Source organism: Gynuella sp., from assembly GCF_050297175.1.
Lineage (GTDB): Bacteria > Pseudomonadota > Gammaproteobacteria > Pseudomonadales > Natronospirillaceae > Gynuella.
Genome location: NZ_JBNKSF010000042.1, coordinates 33642 through 52293 on the forward strand (window position 1 = coordinate 33642; position 18652 = coordinate 52293).

Below are 18652 nucleotides of genomic sequence, written 5' to 3' on the forward strand. Positions count from 1 at the left end.
TATCCTGTTAACCAATACTGACGGTGGGGGCGCCGACAACGACCATGGCACCACAGCCGCAGGTGTCAGTGGTTCTGAGTGCTGGCTTGCCGGCAATCAAAACGGTGCTACTGCCGGAGATAAACGGACTGCCGGTGGGCTGATGACTGACGGGAGGTAACGAGCATATGTGTATATCGCCCAGGACCGCCGCGGGCATGCCGGCAATTAAGACCGTTGGCACGCCTGGACCGGCTACTACACCACCATGATTACTGCTGTCTCCGACTCTGACCGCTGCTGGCATCTTGTTCTCCTAATTGATCTGTACCATGGGGGCTTTGACTTTGGTCATGACTGAACTGGAAATTTCAGCGCTTTTCGTTCCCTGGAGTTTTAAGTCAGTGCTTGCCTCAGCGGATACTGATGCGTCCGCATTAAGGGTTAGTTCGGTGCCCGATTTAACGCTTATGGCCTTAGGGCTGGTGATCTGAATACCTGCCTCGTTCATGATGATGGCGTTGCCATGCTGATCTTCGAGACTGACACTCTTTTGATCTTCAGACAGTTGCAAGCGGTTTCCTTTTGGTGTCTGCAGGGTCATTTCCACCGTATCGTCATTGAACAGCCATTGCATTTTTGAGCGCGTTTGCAGCACTTTTTCATGATTGTCGTCGCTGCCTTGCAAGGGGGCGGGTCTGGCACTGCTGTGCAACATACCCAGGATGATAGCTTTGCGAGGATCATCGTTGAGAAAACCCAAGATCACTTCATCGCCAATTTCCGGGCGGAATACCGAGCCACGTTTCGGTCCGGCGTCCAGGCATGCCAGTCGTGCCCAGGTACCTTCGTCGTCACTGGCCATTAGTGGCATGCGTACTCTGATCCGGTATTCGTTATCCGGGTCTTCATTACTGACAACGATGCCAATGTGCAGGCCGTTGATACCGGGTATTAGCGCTGTCGAGTCAGTGGATGCGGTTTTGTCCGCCAACTGCTCGACAGGCTCTATGCCACCGAACTGGAAATGCGTTTTCCAGCCCTGTGTCGGGTCGAACTGATGGCGGATGCCCGTCACAATCGCCTGGCCATTAAAGCGTTCGCCGACACCGGAGATACTCACGGTATCGCCGACGTTAACCGAGCCGATGCCTTCACATTTAATCCGGCCGCTGATCAGATTCTGTTGTTGATGTCGCCATTTTGCTTTGATCCAGATATGTGCTTCGTCATCGTTCAAAGCGGGATGCCGCAGTACTTTGCCATCCAGTGCAAATACTTCTGCCAGATTTTCATCGGTGATATTTCCTGCATTGCTCTCGGCAGGGTTTTCACCTTCTACGCGATTGAGTTGTTGTTCACTTATATCCCAGGTATGACTTTGATAGCTGGAAAAATGCATGCGGCTGTCGATTTGCAGGTCGGCTTCAAGAATAACGGCACCGAAGGATAGTTCGATCACCGGGTCATGGCGGTTGAGACTTTGCAGATCCACCTGGTTTCCCCGACAAATAAGATGACGGTCGTTGGCGCGCGCGCGCAGCAGGCAAAAATCCCAGTCGCTGGCGTTATATTGCACCAGTTGTTGATGGTGTACGGTGGTGGTTTCTATATTACCCATGACTTCCGCGTCACTGAGCAAAGTGGTAATCACATCGCTGTCGAGGCTGTCGAAAAAGTAATTGCAATTTTGTCTGACAGTCATTTGGCTAGCCGCGTGACGGCATTCGACAATCAATTGTGGAGCGCTGTTGTTGCGCACTTTCAGGCTGTGTCGTATGACTTTGCCGGAAAACAGGCTATGACTGTCATTACCAGTTCCTGCAGTAATTTCGACCATTTGTCCCGGCATAAAGGTATCTGCTGTTGAAAGTGGAAAATTACCACTGGCGGCATCCCCGTCCTGATAAACCAGACGTACTGAGGCAATTCTATCGACGCTGTTCTGGATGCTGGCCGATAGCAGGTGCTGGCTTGTGGGTATGGGTTCACCGGCCACCAGGACTGTCAGTTGCCGATGTCGGGAGGGAATAGGCAGGCTGCGTGATGTGGTCATGATGGCTCCTCAGGAGGTTTTGCTCAGTGGTGGAAAATATACCCGGGTGCCGGGTTTTAGTTGGCGGAAATTATCCATACCATTGGCGCGTGCCACTTTCAGGTAATAACGACTGTCACCGTAAATTTGATAGCACAATTGCGGCAGCGTATCGCCAGCCTTGATGACCCGCATGTGGGTCAGATCCGGAGAGGAGTCCTGGGCCAGAGCCACACGGGTTTCATCATCGGAGGTGTCAGTAAAATTGGCAGAGATAACTGCTCTGAGCGGTTCGCCGCTGGGTTTGAACATCTTGTAGGCAATGGAGGCTGATTTCAGTACGCAGCGTTTAACCTGTAGAGTTCCCCAGATGACTTTGAGGTAATTTGGCCGGTGAATATTGCCATTATAACCCGTCACAGTCTGAAACGTTTCGACGGCTTCCTGCACGTCTATCAATGTGCCATTAGCACCGGTACCATCAATAAAAAAACTCAGAGACAGATCACCTGGTTTGACTTTTTTGAATGCCATTCGGCTGCCGGTGGTACCGGAACCCTGAGCGCTGTCATATTCCATCTCATAGGCAATGGTTACTTCGCTCGGATTAACATAAGCCGTAAATTCCGCTATGGCGTCGCCCGAGAAATCTTCGCTCTCATAGGCCTTGATCAGTAGTTTTTCCAGTTCACCGTTCATGTCGTTGTTCCAGTATTTCCAATACCTGCTCGACACATTGTTCGATCAGCTGTTGTTTGTCTTCACTGTCTGAAGGTTTGCTGGCGGCACCACCGGAAGCCTGATTGCTGACCTCCACAGTGATAACCACTTCATCAACGATGATTGGCATGTCTAACCCTCGCTATCTGTGCTGAAATATTGATAAAAAAACTGTAGCGATTCGACCACAATGGCATTGTTGGTGGCGGATAAGTCTGAACAGCTCCATTTGGTTGGATAGGCATTTACCACATGCCAGGTCAGCAATGGATTACGCTCTTCATTGAGTAGTGTGATATCTATATTCTTGGGAGTAATGATAAAGTTTTCGATACAGTCACGAACCCACTTGACGATTTCTGAATTCAGCAATAAACCACGTTTCAGCGTCAGTTCGGGATGTTTTACCCGTTGTGGGTATTTTTGTAGGAAACGGTTTTGGCCGCCTTCCGCAATCTCCTCGGTCGACATCTCAATGTTGAGGCCGCCAACATCGGTAAAGTGCACGTCGTGATCGTTGGCTTTCAAGCCAATGACTTCGACCTTAAAATGGAACCCGACGGGAGGGTAGTACTGAGTCATGTTCTGATCCTTTAGAGTTGTACGCAGTATTTATTCGTTCTGTACTTCAATGCCTTCATGGGCCAGTTCAATGGCTTCGATAGCGACTTCATTGCCGCTGGACTTTAACTGTGGCCCTTCTACCTTGACCGGAAATGCTTTCAAAACCTTCCATACCATTACCGGGTTTTGGTCTTCATCTTTTAAAATGATCGTGACAGTCCGACGTTCGATCTGGTTGAGCTTGACAGTAGTCAGCCACTTCATGAAGTCGTTGTCACTTTTGACGATGCCTCGTTTCAATGTAACGTTGCTGTATTTGCGCAGACCCGGCATCTTCATGGTAGAGAATTCAGGTGAGTCACCATGACGGTATTCAATGGCTTGTATTTCCTGGGTCAGACCGGACACCTCAGAAAAACTGTTGCGTTCGCCTCCCCAGGTCACTTCGAAATAAAAAACGGGTAGTGGATAAACTTGTTGCATGGTCCTGTTCCTTATCAAAAGGCTTGTATTTGGCCGTTGTTATGATGTCTGCAATTTGTGGGAAAATTTCAGAATGATGAATTCCGCTGGCCTGACCACCGCCATGCCAATCTCGACGTTCATTCGTCCCTCCAGAATATCCTGGACATCCATCGTGATGCCGAGACCGCAGCGGACAAAGAAGGCATCCTGGGGGGTGGCACCCGCCAATGCGCCTTCACGCCATTTCTGCACCAGATAGTTTTCTATCATGCCTCTGACCTTGACCCAGGTATTGGCGTCATTCGGTTCAAACACTGCCCAGTGAGTGGATTTCATGACGGATTCCTCCACCATATTGAAAAACCGTCTCACCGAGATGTAGCGCCATTCATTATCGTTACCTGCCAGGGTGCGGGCGCCCCAAACCAGCGTTCCGCGTCCCATGAATGCGCGTACAGCATTGATTGACAGGCCTCCGGTGGCATCAATATTAAGCTGGTCCTGCACACTGTTATCAATTTTCACGAATGGTTCGATCACATTGGCCAGACTCACATTTGCCGGTGCTTTCCAGACTCCGCGGTTGTTATCAGTGGTGGCATACACTCCGGCAACGGCAGCAGAAGGTGGTAACACGATATAGTGTTCTTTGAGTCTGCTTTTAACGAAGTTGTACAGTGTGGTATTGCTGGTTTTCTGGCTGGCCAGGGTGACGATATTGTCTGTATCGTTATCAATGGTAATGTTGACATTGCTTTCATCATCGGCGACTACAAAGTTGAGGCCGGTCCTGATAAATGGAAAATACGCTGCTCCATACTTCAGATAATTGCTGCCAAAATAGCCACGGTTGGTGCTCAGGTCTGACGCGTTGGCTGTGATGTTTATGTTGCCTTGATAAATATCGAAGATGGCAAAGCGGTCGCCGAGGGTGTTGCACTGCAGCAATACTGCCTGTACCAGAGTGTTGTAACCGCTGCTCAATTTGACCGCCTCGGGAATGACGATCAGTGTTGGTTCGTCTTCGGATTGTACGGGTGCCAGACCATCCTGGAGTCCATTGCCGCCGTTTAAATCGATCGATGCCGTCTCCTGATACAGACCCACTGACACCACGTAACAGCGACCGCCACCATTGGCAAAGAACATTTCCATGGCGTGATACAGAATGTAGCTCAGTGTCGGTTCGGTGAAATCGCTCTGGCTGTAGCCACCGTTACCATCACTGTCGACGGAAATGGCGATGGCCTCGATCCTGGGGCCGCCAAAATATTGTTGATATTGCTTCAATGAGGTGATCTGCGTGGGTTTCAGCAACAGGTCATCTGCGGTGGTTTTCCGGGCTTTTTCTGTGTAACCGATGAAAACAGGAATGGCCGTTTCCACTTCAGCCACCGAGGGCGGAAAAACGGATATTTCTTCAACGTATACACCCGGTGTGCGGTAGGTTGCCATGGCATAGATCTCCTAGGGTTTCTCAAGTTGAATGACGAACGATGGCTGAGTTTTTTCCTGGCTGGCCGAGGGTAAATCCGCGATCAGGACTTCGCCATTGAGGTTAAGTTGAATGTGTTTTCTCGGTGTTTGCTGTCGTTTTTGTACCGAGTTGGATTTGAAGACGACCAGATGTTGATCATCGTCTGCCAATAGTTCGGCATGGATGTCATCGCTGCTGAATGCGGCCGGGAGAACAGGGTTGAAGACAATTTCGCTACGGCCATCCTCATTGAAGCCGGTATCGGTGACAGATAGTGAATTGAATTCGGTATCGGAATAGTGATTGGCGACGACGTAGTATTTTAAAATGTCGTTTTTGGCGCTGAAATCAATCTGATAGGTACTGGCGTTGTTATAGCTGTCAGCAGTAATTTGTATCTCGACCAGTGCAAAAATACCGGACCGGAACAGCTCCGGAGCATAAAAGTAATCATGATCAGAACTGTCACCGGGGGTTGATTCAGTGATGCGCAGTCGTCCTTCGGAAACCTGAAGCCGGGATAGCTCAAAGTCAACGTCGTTGTGTGTATCGCCAGTGCTGCAGTTGGTAACAGCCAGAACAGTTTCGTCGGACAGTTTCAGCGTGATTTGATTGGGGCGTTCTGAAAAAGTCAGTGTGTGTCTTAACAGATGACTGCATAGAGTGATTGGTATGGCAGAATCCAGCAGGCTGGTGTCTGTCGTGTTCTGATAAAGCAGTGTTCCGGCAGATATATCGACATCGGTAAAGTTGCTGAAGTTAGGATTGTTCAACTGTAATCCGATCAACAATGTTGCATTGTTTAGCGGTGATATTGGCAAGGCATCATTGTTGGCCGTGTACAATGCATAGAGAACATGGTCTTTTTGGCGGAAAATTATTCTTCCCTGCTGCGCCTGTTGAGCACTTTGTGCGGGTATCAGAAAGGAAAAATCCGGACAATTACCCTGATAATATTCGTGTCTGATATGCAGTGTGAACAGCGGAAGCAGGCGGGTATTCATGCTACTGTCCTCCGGTACTGGTATTGACTATGGTGACCGGCGGTAGGATGGTTGCCGGAGTCTGATCCTGAATACTGACCAGCCGTACACGATACACAATGGACGGGAGATATTTGCCACCGAGATAGGCCCATATCTGATTCAGCTGATCATAATTCAAGGTCTGTAGTTCTACGGCCAGGCGCTCAATGTTTTCGTTCAAAGCCGGATACCGCTCCCGGCTGAACGAGCGATGACTTTGAAAGTAGGTGAGTACCAGGGACAGATGCTTTAAGGCTTGATCGTAATGTGAGTAGTTGGCGGAAAACAAAATGAACAGATTGAGCTTCAGACGTGGTTCCACCTGGATATTCTGGCCTTGTTGAAAACGGTTTTCGCGGTTTTGTTCTTTTAGGGAGGTGTCTTCTTCGATATTGATGATAGTGGCTGCAATACTATCTTGCGGTACCACATATTTACCGCTGTCGTTGACGATGGCACCTGCGGCAACGGTTGTACCAATGGCCCCCGTTTTAGCCTGAAAAAATGCATTCAGTTCGCCGTCGAAAAAATCTAGCACACGATCAAGCATGTCCTTGCCAGTCCTTGTTTATGGATATCCTTGAATAAAATACGGCGATTTTTTTACTCAGTGATTCCTTGGTTATTTTTATTGGTTACTGCTAGTTAGTGTCGTCACTATATGAACTTTTAATTAAAAAAATCAAGATAAAAAATAGTCGTATTTTATGTGGTGGGATTTTCTCTGATAAAATTTGTGAGTCGTAAAAAGCTATCACGAAAATTTATTTTCCTTGTTAATTAATCAGTTATATTCATCATTTGAAAATAACAATTTTTCTGGTGTGATTTTTGTTTTATTACGGAATGTGATGGAGTTTTGCTTTATCAATCAGGGAGTTATGGGAAAAATTATAAAATTTTGATAAGTGCGTCAAAAAAATAGAAAAGATCAGTCATTCTGATCAAATATCTTTGCTGAAGTCGACATCATGCAACATCACAACGTTGTTAGCGGTGCATTGGAGATGAATTTCTGTATTTGAATTCTGACTATTACCTTTAGGTTGTTGCACAAATCAAGTGCATACTATTCTGCACGCATTCATAGGAAGTTGATTACGGAGCGCAGTATCGCTATCGGTGATATGCTCGGACAAGAATGATGATGACAGGAACCGTCTTGCAATGGCCCATCATGCGGATCATGCGGTGGTTTTGGGAGCGGACAGTATCAAAATGATTACTGGTTTTTGAGGCTTTCTCAGACTTAAACCGTCAATGGCGTGTCATTCCAACTGTGTTGAGTCTCGAAGCGTTGATATTGCTATAGCGCTAATACACTTTTCATATTATCCGTCAGATCGACATTTGAACTGATATCTACATCCAGTACTTTGCCTTCCTCTTCCTCTTGAACCCAACGAACGGTTGTAGCACAAATTATTAACTTCTTTATTACCGGCAGAGTCTGTTGATTATCAACAATCCTGACAACTGAGTCTGTTCGTAGATACCTGCCAGACTGTTTGTAATATCGAACGACTAAGGCAGTTGCTCTGTTATGCCTTGTCCGGCATCTGATAAACAGTCCGAAATACCAGACAAGAGTGATCCTTCCAAGCTGGTGTGTTTTCTATAGGTCGGTTGTATTTGTGATCCGGTGACGTATGAAGGATTGTTGGATGGTAGTAAAAGCGGATCGTCATAGAAGTACCTGGCAAATGGGTAGATGTGTACAAGTATGGGAATTTGTTGGGAAACAATGGGTATAAAATGGTCTAACTTTCTATATTTGTATACAACTCCTTGATTTTTCAGCATAGAACTGTATTTTGAATAGGGCTTTGTCTCGGCCTATGTTGATCGGAAAACACGTTCTGAGGTGCATGAAATGTTTCAGATGATGATGTGTGGAAAAAATGAGATTTTCGTAGTTAGGACACAAGCATTACCAAATTAGAAACCAGAGGGAAAAACATGACCAACAGTAGATTTGTCAAACTCGCTGCCTGTCTGTTTGTCACAACGGTCGTTATGCCTATGGCAACCCAGGCAGATACATGGCGTTATGCGTTTGAAGAAGCCATTGATGAAGTCCAGGGTGTTTATGCCAGTAAATTTAAAGAAGAAATTGAGAAGAATTCTGACCATGAGGTGGAGTTGTACCCTTATGGTACGTTGGGAGAGTCTGCCGATATTATGGAACAGGCGCAGGCCGGTATTCTGCAGTTTGTGGATCAGTCTCCTGGTTTTACCGGCTCGTTGATTCCGGAGGCCCAGGTATTTTTTGTGCCTTATCTGTTACCCACGGATACGAAGAAGCTGAATGAGTTCTTTCGTACCAGTAAAGCCATTCATGGAGATTTCAAAAAACTGTATTCCAAACAAGGCTTGGAATTGTTGACCATGTTTCCAGAGGGCGAGGTTGCGATGACCACCAAAAAACCCGTGCACAGTCCTGCAGATCTGAAAGAGGTCAAGTTCCGGGTTATGACTAATCCGTTATTGGTCGAGGCATACAAGGCTTTTGGAGCCACGCCAACTCCATTGCCATGGGGTGAAGTGTATGGCGGTCTGCAAACCAACATCATTCAGGGGCAGGAGAACCCAACGTCCTTTATTGAGTCAACCAAGCTCTATGAAGTGACGGATAATATTATCTACGCTGGTCATAATAATTTCACTACCGCCGTTATGGCCAATCAGGATTTCTACAATGGTCTGAATAAAAAAGATCGCAAGATGATTCAGAAGGCTGCGAAAACAGCTTTTGAGTACATTTTGACCTATCAGAATGGTTTGGAAAAAGAAGCTCTGAAGAAGATCAAAAAGGCGCGGCCAGAGATTCAGGTGATCGTTTTATCTGAAAAAGAGCGTAAGCCTTTCCAAGCTGCGGCTGCTCAGGTGGAAGATAAATTTATTGAGATGACTGGTAAGAGTGGACAGAAAATTCTGAAACAAATGAAAGCTGACCTTAAAAACCTCTGACCGACACAGCTATTGTTGTGAGAACCACTCATTCAGCCGGCAAGCGTGCTGGCTGAATCATCCGTTTTGTAAGTCGGTTCCCATGGTTCTGGTCTGATGTCACGACACATTGTTTAGCGACAACCATGGGGACCATCCAAGATTTTAAGGACTTTATCAATGGATAAAGATCATCACCCAGCCTCGAATAACGGTGTGGTATCAACGATAGCTGCCCGTGTCGATTTTCTCATCGGTTGTTTTGAATCATTTGTACTGGCGACAGCCGTCTTGCTAATGGCAGCTAATACCATTGCCAATGTCATTGGTCGTTTTGTTTTTCATAGCAGCCTGTTTTTCAGCGAAGAAGTCAATCGCATCCTGATTGTCATGATTACCTTTGCCGGCATCGGGTATGCCGCCAGGCATGGTCGGCATATTCGTATGTCGGCCATTTATGATGTTCTGAGCTGGAACATCCGAAAGATCATGATGATTTTCATCACTCTGTTTTCAGCATTGGTAATGCTGACACTTTGTTATTTTTCGATCCAGTATATATCCAAGGTCGCCAGCTCTGGCCGGATATTGCCAGCACTGCAGATACCGGTTTATTGGATATATCTATGGGTTCCCGTGGGTTTTCTGATAACGGCCGTACAATATGCTTTAACTGCACTGAAGAATATGCTCCAGAAAGATATTTATTTATCGGTCAGCGTGCTTGAGGGGTATGAAGACAGTGAAACAGAGGTATAGGAGGTTATCATGGCGGGTATAATTTTTCTGGTCATGATTATTCTGTTGCTACTGGGATTTCCCATGATGATCCCGTTGATAGTCGGTGCCATTGTTGGTTTTTATGAAATCTTTCATGGGATTGGCAAGATGGATTTTATGGTGCAGCAGTTTATGGCGGGTATTCGTCCAGCGTCTTTAATTGCTGTGCCAATGTTTATTTTTGCGGCTGACATTATGACCCGTGGCCAGTCTGCTGGTCGTCTGATTGAAATGGTGATGCGCTTTATTGGTCACATCAAAGGTGGTTTGGCAGTCAGTACAGCAACTGCATGTACTTTATTCGGTGCAGTGTCGGGATCCACTCAAGCGACAGTGGTAGCGGTTGGGTCGCCTTTGCGGCCAAGAATGTTACAGGCTGGATATAAAGACTCCTTTATATTGGCGTTGATCATCAATTCCAGTGATATCGCTTTCCTGATTCCACCGAGTATCGGCATGATCATTTACGGAGTGGTCTCCAATACATCGATCTCTGAGTTGTTTATCGCGGGTATTGGTCCTGGTTTGCTGATACTTGTTCTGTTTTCGATATACAGTGTTATTTATGCCTATGTTTATGAAGTTCCGGTAGAACCGAAAGCCAGTTGGTCAGAACGTTTGGTGGCTGTACAAAGAGCTGTCTGGCCATTGGGTTTTCCTGTCATTATTGTCGGTGGTATTTATGGTGGTGTGTTCAGTCCCACCGAAGCGGCTGCAGTTTGTGTGTTGTATGCCCTGGTATTGGAAGTGATCGTATTTCGTTCGCTGTCACCGGCAGATATTTACAAGACCGCCAAGTCCACAGGTTTGATTACGGGAGTGGTGTTTATCCTAGTGGCAGCCGGTGCGGCATTTTCCTGGGTGATATCCTTTGCCCGTATCCCTCAGGAGTTGTTGGAAACCATTGGTGTGGCAGATATGAGCCAGATGGGTGTGTTGTTCGTCATCTCCATTTCGTTTTTTATCGGTTGCATGTTTGTAGATCCAATTGTGGTGATACTGGTTCTGGTTCCGATTTTTGCACCGGTGGTGAAGTCTGTTGGGCTTGATCCAGTGTTGGTTGGTACCATCATAACGTTGCAGGTGGCAATCGGGTCGGCTACGCCACCATTCGGCTGCGATATTTTTACGGCTATAGCGGTGTTTAGAAAACCATATGCAGATGTGGTACGGGGAACGCCGCCATTTGTATTGATTTTATTGTGTGTGGCCGTGCTATTAATTTTCTTTCCACAAATCGCCTTGTTCTTTCGTGACCTGGCTTTCAATTAAAGAGTGTTGATTCGTTGGATCATTGAAAATATAAGGTTTTTGCAATTCCCTCGAACCGTTTGAGTGCGGGTGGTTAGCTTGGTTTGAGGGCCGGCAACAGAGAATATCAGGAAGATATTTTGTGTGGCCGGATGAATAAAAAGGGAGGCATGAAATGTTCAAACATATTCTGATCGCAACAGATGGGTCTGACGGTGCTTGTGAAGCTCTGAAAGTGGCGGTGGAAATGCAGAAGATATTTGACGCAGATTTATGGATATTATCTGTATTTCGACACCACTCTCTGCGGGAGGCTTCGATGTCGATGGTTAGGCCGGTTGACCCTGAAAACATGGATCTGATGATGAAGCACTATGCCAGCGATGTTGCGGAAAGGTGTAAGCGGTATGCCCTTGAGCAATATTGTCCGAAGGTACGGGCATTTGTTAAGAGTGGCCGGCCAGCCAAAACCATCGTACGGTTTGCTGAAGAGAAAGGAGCGGATCTGATTATTCTGGGACATCGCGGTTTGGGTAATACAGAGGGATTCATCCTGGGGAGTGTATCTCATAAAGTCAGTGGTATGGCGCGATGTCCGGTTATGGTTGTTTAGTCAGTCTCTGTATACTAACCAGTGTTACCGATGCTGTTTTTAACAACACGCTCAAGTTACCTGTTTATGGCTGGTAAACTCTTGGCACATCCGGTGCTCTGGTGTGTGACCAGCCGAGTAGCTCTGATTCGCTCCCGACAGGCTGACCAAATATCATAGGTCTGGCCTGAATGGCTCACTGACTTTGTTTAAAATTTCCTTGGACAGCACTTTGATTGTCGGGGAGGCAGTAGAGCCTGGAGAGTAGCAGTTAATGATTGTGCCTGGATACGTTAACCTCTTGAAGGAAATCATTATTTTATGAATGTTGAGCATGAACCCGTTACACCGATGGTGGGGGCGAGCCGGTTTGAATTTATCTATTTGACACTGCGTAACCGTATCTGTTTGTTGGATTACGAACCAGGTGCCAGGTTGTCGGAGGAAACACTGGCGCGGGAGTTTTCGGTCAGTCGTACTCCGATGCGCAGAGTATTGGGACGGCTTGAGGCTGAAGGGTTGGTAGAGGTTCGTCACGGTGTTGGTAACCTGGTTACCAACATTGAACTTTCTTACTTATGTGATGTATTTCGACTGCGAATGGAAATCGTTCCTCAGATTGGTTTGTTGTCGCCCTTACCAGTTACTGCCGGGCTGTTGGATAGAATTGTAACGGTCGAAAATGACTGTATGTTGTTGGCTGGCAATCATCAGCCAAAACGGGCATTTGCTCAATTGAATATCGTGTTTTTTGAACTATTGATGGAACTGGTGGGTAACCCGTCGTTACGTGAAATACTGTCGTTACTGTTTTACCGTTCATCAAGAATGTGGCCATATCTGATGACTGATGAGGCGGTTCAGGTAGAAGCTGGCATTTTTCAGCGGGAAATCAGTGAAACCCGACAGCTGTTACAGAGTGGCGCTATTGCTGCGGTAGGACAATTGCGACGTACCCATATTTCCATGGCCTTACAGCGATTGAGGCAATTGCTGGAGCAGCAGGGCAGGGGACAAACTTCCCCATAAGTGGTTGGCAGTATCGCTTATAACAAAACGTGTGTTTGTAATGCTGGTTAATTGTTAGCGCCTGATCATGTTGTTCAATTCATTCATCATTTTTCTGTATTGACACCTGAGCCCATTCTGACCTGTGGCCATAGCGCTTAATCATTTGCTAATGACAGTCCAGGGTGCTTTTTCGCAAGGGCTCAGTCATCAAAAGCCGATTATCATTCATGTTGGAATCTGCAAGGAATGAAATCATACTAATTAACTAATTATGACATGTTGTGGGTGGGTTAGCCTTGTCGGGCTTCTTATTGGTATCAGAAGTGACAATAACAATAATTTTCCTAATAGGAGACTACTCATGTCTGTCAGAATGATCGGATTGGTTATGCTTTCTGTTCTATCGTTAGGCTCAAAAGCAGCCTGTTCCCTTCAAAGCAATGATATTTATTTGATGCCGGGGCAGAGTACTTTACAGATCGGCTCCGTCAGTAATCTGGCATTTGCCATGTATTTTCTGGACCAAAGAATCAGTGGCGGCGGTTTGATCGCAACCTTTCAGGCACTACCGGGATTTTTTAAAGATTCGCGTTATGGATTTACCGGGCAGGGCGCTACTTTATATACCTCATTGAGTGCATTGCCAACGGCCAGCGGTAAAGTGGCTAATGTAACCCAGCGTATTTATAGCGTTACGGGCAGTACGGTTTGCTCTTCCAGTTTCAATGTTATCATTCAATAAATAACTGCTGTCTCCAGTCAGGTTCTGATCGTGAGATTGACGCCTGACTGATGCTCAAATCATCTTCAGTATGTAATTTCTCCAACGTACTTTCCATGTTTAAGAATTCCATCGGTTGAAAAATATTTTCATTAACCTGGAAATAATTTTCATCGATTAAGCCAAAAACGTGGCGTCTGTTTTTGTCGGCACGCGTAAGTTTTCATGCTGATCAAACGCATAAAGATTCCGTGTGTTTTGTTGTCAATAAATTTGACATAAATCCTTTTCTGAATCATTTGACAATATGCCAGTGAAGCAAGGACACTTTCCTGCCCATGTGTCGGGCGCTGTATCGTGGAAGGCTGAGAAAATGAAGAAACCTGGGGTTTTGTTATTGCTGATTGCCTATCTGGGATTTATCAGCTTGGGTCTTCCAGATGCGACTCATGGTGTTAATTGGCCTTTTGTGCGCGAAACCTTCGACCTTCCCAACGCTTGGCTGGGTATGATTTTGACCTGTACTGGCATTGGTTATTTTTGTTCCAGCATGTCTGCGGGGTTGATCCTGAACCGTTTGGGGGTTGGGTCGCTATTGGCTGGCAGTTCATTGTTGGTTTTTATTGCTTTGACTGGATTTGCACTTGCCCAGTATTGGGTGGTGTTCTTGCTGTTTGCAATATTGCTTGGGCTCGGTTCTGGAGCTATTGATACTGGTTTAAATGCATATGCTGCAGAACATTTCTCTACCCGGCAAATGAACTGGCTGCATGCTGCATTTGGTGTTGGTGCTATGACAGGGCCGATGATCGCCACAGCTGTTTTGGTGGCATCCGGTAACTGGCGGGTGGGTTACGGGACAATTGGTTTCATCCTGTTGCTGATGGCAGGATTGTTTTTTCTAACCCGTCATCAGTTGGAAGATCGTTCTGATCAATTACATGCAGCTGATGAGCTGAATTTGCCGGATGGGTACTCACATGTTTTCCGGCAAACTGTGGTCTGGTTTCATATATTGTTGTTTTTTATATATACCGGTATCGAGATTGGTATTGGTCAATGGGCGTTTACGGTGTTGACGGAAGGACGGTCGATTGATACTGCTTTGGCTGGACTCTGGACATCTTTCTTCTGGGGTGCACTTGCGGCTGGCAGGATATTTTTTGGGGTGGTGGTTGCCCGTATACCAACTGATTGGGTGATTCGATTGGCGATGTGGGGGACACTGATAGGCACAGTGGTTTTCTGCATTGATGGTTTGCCGCTGCTGAGTCTCATTGGACTGCTAGTCACGGGGTTTTGTTTGGCGCCGATATTTCCCTGCCTGATGTCACGAACACCACAACGAGTCGGTAAAAAACTGGCTCCACGGGTCATTGGTATTCAGGTCAGTATGGCCTTGATAAGCGGGGTTAGTCTGCCATTCTCAATGGGGTATATTGCCTCTTTTTGGGGGCTAGAAAGCATTGGCGTGACAGTGCTGGTACTGGTGATAATGTTGGTACTGGTCCACGAAACACTGATGATGCATACTCGGGAGCGTTGAGTTAGTTCGCAGTTTGGCCACTAGTGGTTGGTCAAAAAAATAGGATTATGTAGGAGAGGTCAGTGAGTTTACTTTCTATTCGCAAAGCGGTGATATCGGATTCAGGGCAGTTATTACAGTTTATTAAAGAGTTAGCATGTTATGAAAATGCTGAGCAGGAAGTGATTGCCACTGTGGAGGATATAAAACGGTCAATTTTCGGTCCGGATTCCACTGTTGAAGCGCTGCTTTGTGAGCAGGATGGCAAGGCAATTGGTTTTGCTGTTTATTTTTTCAACTATTCAACCTGGTTGGGCAAAAACGGACTGTATCTTGAAGATCTTTATATTTCTCCGGAATATCGTCACCTCGGCGCGGGTAAGCAACTGTTGAAGTATTTGGCAAAACAAGCCGTCGCAGGAGGATGTGAGCGATTCGAATGGAGTGTTTTAGACTGGAATGAACCGGCTATCCGGTTTTATGAATCGATTGGTGCCAAGGCTAAAGAGGAGTGGTTGGGATACCGTTTGAGCGGACAGGCTTTACTGGATTTTAGCCACAGTTGAGTAAAGGTTGTGCGGCAAAAGAGTTTTGCTTTTGCCGCTATTGAGTTGGATCAGTTTTGCAGGATTTGCCACTGTTGGTTCCAACCACCATTGTCGGACCATTGAATGTCGAGTGCGCCATCAGCGGTTGACTTTGCTTTGATATCCAGCAGTTTTCCGCTGTTACGGTTTTTGATTTTGACGTAACCGTTACCCACATCCAGAATCAACCATTGCTGGTTCCAACCGCCATTATCGGACCATTGAATATTTTGGGCACCGTTTTCGGTTGAAGCGGCCTCGATATCCATGACCTTATTGCTGTTGATGTTCTTTATTTTATAAAAACCGTTACCAATGGCCGTGAATTGCCACTGCTGACTGGCCCAGCCTCCATAACCGTATTGCTCGATAACGGCACCGTCGGCACTAGAGCCCGCGGCAACATTCAGTGCTTTACCGCTGTTACGGTTTACGATGCGATAAGTTTTGGTGCTGTCCACTTTGATTTGGCCATCACTGAAGGCGTCCAGAGCTTTGGTAAACTTCAAGACCTTATTGGAAACCAGCGTCGTAGCACCCAGAGGGTAGCCGTCGGGCAATACCGAAGAGTTTGCTTCCGGCTCCCAATAGAAAACGCCGATTCCTTTTCCGTTGGGTACGGCTTTGACCAGATCAATGGTGTCTTTAACGGTCCAGTAACTGTCGGTGGGGTTGGTTTGCAGGCCGCCGACTTCGGTGACCATGACTTCTTTGCCATACGTTGCGGCCATGTTATTCAGGTTATAGGCCAGATCGTCGGTGATCTCCCAATAGGACTCGCCATCCCAGTAGGGATAAAAAGAAAAGCCGATAACATCGGTTTTGCCCCCATAGACATTCAGAAAATTGTTGAAGTACCAGCGGGCAGCAGCATTGTTGGTTCCGTGAGCAAGATGACTGACTACTTTTGAAGAGGCGCTGACGGCCTTAACGGCATCATAGCCAGCGTTCAGAAAACGGGTCAGGTTCGCGAAGTTGGACGTGCTGCCTTGGGGGAGCAGTATTCCGGGATCCATCTCATTGCCAACCTGTACCCATTCTGGCGTGATGCCGGCATTTTTGAGGCCATTCATGACATCATAAGTGTGATTATAAACGGCTGTTTCGAGTTGTGAGACGCTATAATTCTGCCACGCAGCTGGTTTGATCTGATGGCCGGGGTCGGCAAATACATCACTGTAGTGAAAATCCACCATGACACGCATTCCCATATTAGTGGCTCGCTGGGCGGCAGCAATGACACTGGCTTTATCGGCATAACCCAGCATGGTCCAGGTTGAGCCATCTTTATGCCAGTAGGCACTGGGATCCGGATTGACAAAAACCCGCAGACGAACGGCATTGATGCCATGGTCTTTAAGAATTTGCAGTGGATCCTGCTGGACATTGTTATCGTTAACCCAACTGACTCCTTCGTTTTCCAACTGCTTCATCCACCCAATGTCCGCGCCATAGGCAAATACCGGTGCGGCCCAGGCGCTGTTTAGCGATAACCCTGCTAACAGCCCGATCAGCACCATGATTTTTAAATATAACCACCGAATGTGTGATGACATGTGAATACCTCAATTGTTTGTTGTTTTTGTATGGGAAGGCTCTTTAGGTAAATATTATCGATATATTTATCTTATTGGAACTGGATTGTTAATAAAGTACTAGGAATGGGCATCTTGGTGCAGCGCGGATGCTACATTCGAGTCTAGAGGGAAATATTCGTGGCGAGTTTGGAACCAGATGTGCTCAATATTATTTTCCCGGAAGTAAATGAGCATCTTGAAGTGATTTTTAACATGGAAGTCGCAATGTAAGTAGAAAATCAAACCTGTCAGAAGCTGTTGACAATTACTTGGAGCTTGAGCTGCCACACGATGTTATGGTGATAATGATAAGCAAAATATTTAATTAAATAACAATTTCTTAATTTGCTGTCTCAAACGTTACAGCTATTTTCTGTTCATTTTCTCCGTGGGTATATATTGAAACATGATTATTTTCCGGCTATAGAAATTTATTTTGTTGGGAAAAATGTGATTTTTGTCTCAATTTTACGTGTCGCGCATCTACAAAACTCCAGTATCTCTTTATTATTTTGAAAATTTTTGCGGTTTTATTTCTAAATATTGAAGAAATAAGCAAAATCATTTGATTGGCTCTTTACCGGCCTCAGGAGGATGTATGAAAAGGAATGCTTCACCCCGCATTCGTTTTGTTTTCCCGTTACTTGCTACTCTATTTGCGTTACTCGCGACGGTATCTACTCAAGCAGTGGACACCGGTTTTTTGGATAATCATGTGAACGATGATGGTAGTATTGCTTTGTCGTCGGATGTCAGCGTGTCCTTCCAGTCTACCGTAGAGTCCTTGAATACTTTTATAGAATATGGTGAAGGCGATGTTGCTTATATTAATCGGGCATTAGCCTACCTGAACAGCTCCAGTGCGGATTCTTCCACTGAAAACATCTTACATTCCTGAGGCTGATCCGGATACCGGCGAGATTGATCCGGCGGACTTACCTGACACCCTGCCGGGTTACCTGATCAACCTGACCGCAGAATTCAGTGAAAACGATACAGTTGTAGAAACAGCTGCCGCCGGAAAAATGGGTGGAGAACTCTATGAAACTCTTGTTTTGTGGTCACCGAGTCAAGGGTGGGATCAGGCGGTGAATCATCCAATCGTCGGTGAGTATCGAGCGATCGGGTTGGACCTTCAAGGCGCCAATGCAGAAGAAGCGGCTAAACTACAGGCACAAATCGAAGAGACCAAAGCCATTTTGGAAGAAGAATACATCAACAATCAGAATCCCGATGCGACAGTTGGTGATGTGCTGGGCACCCATAAAGTCATTATTCAAGAGCATCAACAACTGGCCGCCGGTTTACCCTATGAACTGGTGGCCAGAACTAATAACTACTCAACGTTGCCCGGCAGCCTGAGACATAAATTCCGCTACACCCTGGGCACAGAA

At 46.4% G+C, this 18652-nt stretch carries 19 protein-coding genes and 1 pseudogene; 10 read left to right on the forward strand and 10 right to left on the reverse strand.

Annotated elements, in window-relative coordinates:
- Nucleotides 1–7: 7 nt before the first annotated feature.
- Genes ACQY6I_RS17820 through ACQY6I_RS17860 form a run of 9 tightly spaced genes read right to left on the reverse strand, consistent with a single transcriptional unit; the run spans nt 8 to nt 6815 of the window.
- The gene (locus tag ACQY6I_RS17820; RefSeq protein ID WP_428242858.1) at nt 8–286 is read right to left on the reverse strand and encodes a PAAR domain-containing protein; all 279 of its coding nucleotides are present in this window, start codon (nt 284–286) and stop codon (nt 8–10) included.
- Nucleotides 287–295: 9 nt separating this feature from the next.
- Complete coding sequence (vgrG, locus tag ACQY6I_RS17825; RefSeq protein ID WP_428242859.1) at nt 296–2035, reverse strand: type VI secretion system tip protein VgrG; 1740 nt, start codon at nt 2033–2035, stop codon at nt 296–298.
- Nucleotides 2036–2044: 9 nt separating this feature from the next.
- Nucleotides 2045–2713, reverse strand: coding sequence for a CIS tube protein (locus ACQY6I_RS17830; RefSeq protein WP_428242860.1), 669 nt, complete (start codon nt 2711–2713; stop codon nt 2045–2047).
- On the reverse strand, nt 2703–2864 hold the full coding sequence (locus tag ACQY6I_RS17835; RefSeq protein WP_428242861.1) for a DUF5908 family protein: 162 nt from the start codon (nt 2862–2864) through the stop codon (nt 2703–2705). The genes ACQY6I_RS17830 and ACQY6I_RS17835 overlap by 11 nt, the downstream gene beginning before the upstream one ends.
- Before the next feature lie 2 nt (nt 2865–2866).
- The gene (locus ACQY6I_RS17840; RefSeq protein WP_428242862.1) at nt 2867–3316 is read right to left on the reverse strand and encodes a phage tail protein; all 450 of its coding nucleotides are present in this window, start codon (nt 3314–3316) and stop codon (nt 2867–2869) included.
- A gap of 30 nt (nt 3317–3346) precedes the next feature.
- Nucleotides 3347–3781 carry a phage tail protein gene (locus ACQY6I_RS17845; protein WP_428242863.1) on the reverse strand — a complete coding sequence of 145 codons (435 nt, stop codon included), beginning with the start codon at nt 3779–3781 and terminating at the stop codon, nt 3347–3349.
- 39 nt (nt 3782–3820) lie between these two features.
- Nucleotides 3821–5218, reverse strand: coding sequence for a phage tail sheath family protein (locus ACQY6I_RS17850; RefSeq protein ID WP_428242864.1), 1398 nt, complete (start codon nt 5216–5218; stop codon nt 3821–3823).
- A 12-nt stretch (nt 5219–5230) separates the two neighbouring features.
- Nucleotides 5231–6244, reverse strand: coding sequence for a hypothetical protein (locus ACQY6I_RS17855; protein WP_428242865.1), 1014 nt, complete (start codon nt 6242–6244; stop codon nt 5231–5233).
- A 1-nt stretch (nt 6245) separates the two neighbouring features.
- Complete coding sequence (locus ACQY6I_RS17860; protein WP_428242866.1) at nt 6246–6815, reverse strand: DUF4255 domain-containing protein; 570 nt, start codon at nt 6813–6815, stop codon at nt 6246–6248.
- 1409 nt (nt 6816–8224) lie between these two features.
- Here ACQY6I_RS17860 and dctP point away from each other — a divergent pair.
- The 8 genes from dctP to ACQY6I_RS17900 all read left to right on the forward strand — a co-directional run bounded on the left by dctP (nt 8225) and on the right by ACQY6I_RS17900 (nt 15660).
- Nucleotides 8225–9235: a TRAP transporter substrate-binding protein DctP gene (gene dctP / locus ACQY6I_RS17865; protein ID WP_428242867.1), complete on the forward strand. Its 1011-nt coding sequence runs from the start codon at nt 8225–8227 to the stop codon at nt 9233–9235.
- Between the two features lie 159 nt (nt 9236–9394).
- Complete coding sequence (locus ACQY6I_RS17870) at nt 9395–9973, forward strand: TRAP transporter small permease (protein ID WP_428242868.1); 579 nt, start codon at nt 9395–9397, stop codon at nt 9971–9973.
- Between the two features lie 9 nt (nt 9974–9982).
- Nucleotides 9983–11266 (forward strand): TRAP transporter large permease, encoded by a 1284-nt coding sequence (locus ACQY6I_RS17875; RefSeq protein WP_428242869.1) that lies wholly within the window; start codon nt 9983–9985, stop codon nt 11264–11266.
- Between the two features lie 154 nt (nt 11267–11420).
- Nucleotides 11421–11858, forward strand: a complete 438-nt coding sequence (locus ACQY6I_RS17880; protein ID WP_428242870.1) for a universal stress protein — start codon at nt 11421–11423, stop codon at nt 11856–11858.
- Between the two features lie 300 nt (nt 11859–12158).
- The gene (locus ACQY6I_RS17885; RefSeq protein WP_428242871.1) at nt 12159–12866 is read left to right on the forward strand and encodes a GntR family transcriptional regulator; all 708 of its coding nucleotides are present in this window, start codon (nt 12159–12161) and stop codon (nt 12864–12866) included.
- 343 nt (nt 12867–13209) lie between these two features.
- Complete coding sequence (locus ACQY6I_RS17890; protein WP_428242872.1) at nt 13210–13590, forward strand: hypothetical protein; 381 nt, start codon at nt 13210–13212, stop codon at nt 13588–13590.
- Nucleotides 13591–13942: 352 nt separating this feature from the next.
- The gene (locus ACQY6I_RS17895) at nt 13943–15115 is read left to right on the forward strand and encodes an MFS transporter (RefSeq protein ID WP_428242873.1); all 1173 of its coding nucleotides are present in this window, start codon (nt 13943–13945) and stop codon (nt 15113–15115) included.
- 62 nt (nt 15116–15177) lie between these two features.
- Nucleotides 15178–15660: an N-acetyltransferase family protein gene (locus tag ACQY6I_RS17900; protein ID WP_428242874.1), complete on the forward strand. Its 483-nt coding sequence runs from the start codon at nt 15178–15180 to the stop codon at nt 15658–15660.
- A gap of 50 nt (nt 15661–15710) precedes the next feature.
- Here the strand turns inward: ACQY6I_RS17900 and ACQY6I_RS17905 are convergent, their stop codons facing one another.
- Nucleotides 15711–17237, reverse strand: coding sequence for a glycosyl hydrolase 53 family protein (locus tag ACQY6I_RS17905; RefSeq protein WP_428242875.1), 1527 nt, complete (start codon nt 17235–17237; stop codon nt 15711–15713).
- Nucleotides 17238–17856: 619 nt separating this feature from the next.
- Between ACQY6I_RS17905 and ACQY6I_RS17910 the strand changes: the two genes are divergently transcribed.
- Together ACQY6I_RS17910 and ACQY6I_RS17915 are read left to right on the forward strand one after the other, a co-directional pair.
- A complete protein-coding gene (locus tag ACQY6I_RS17910) occupies nt 17857–18156 on the forward strand; it encodes a hypothetical protein (RefSeq protein WP_428242876.1) in 300 nt (99 codons plus the stop codon).
- Nucleotides 18119–18652, forward strand: a pseudogene (locus ACQY6I_RS17915) (hypothetical protein); the annotation flags it as partial. The gene ACQY6I_RS17910 and the pseudogene ACQY6I_RS17915, both read left to right, overlap by 38 nt.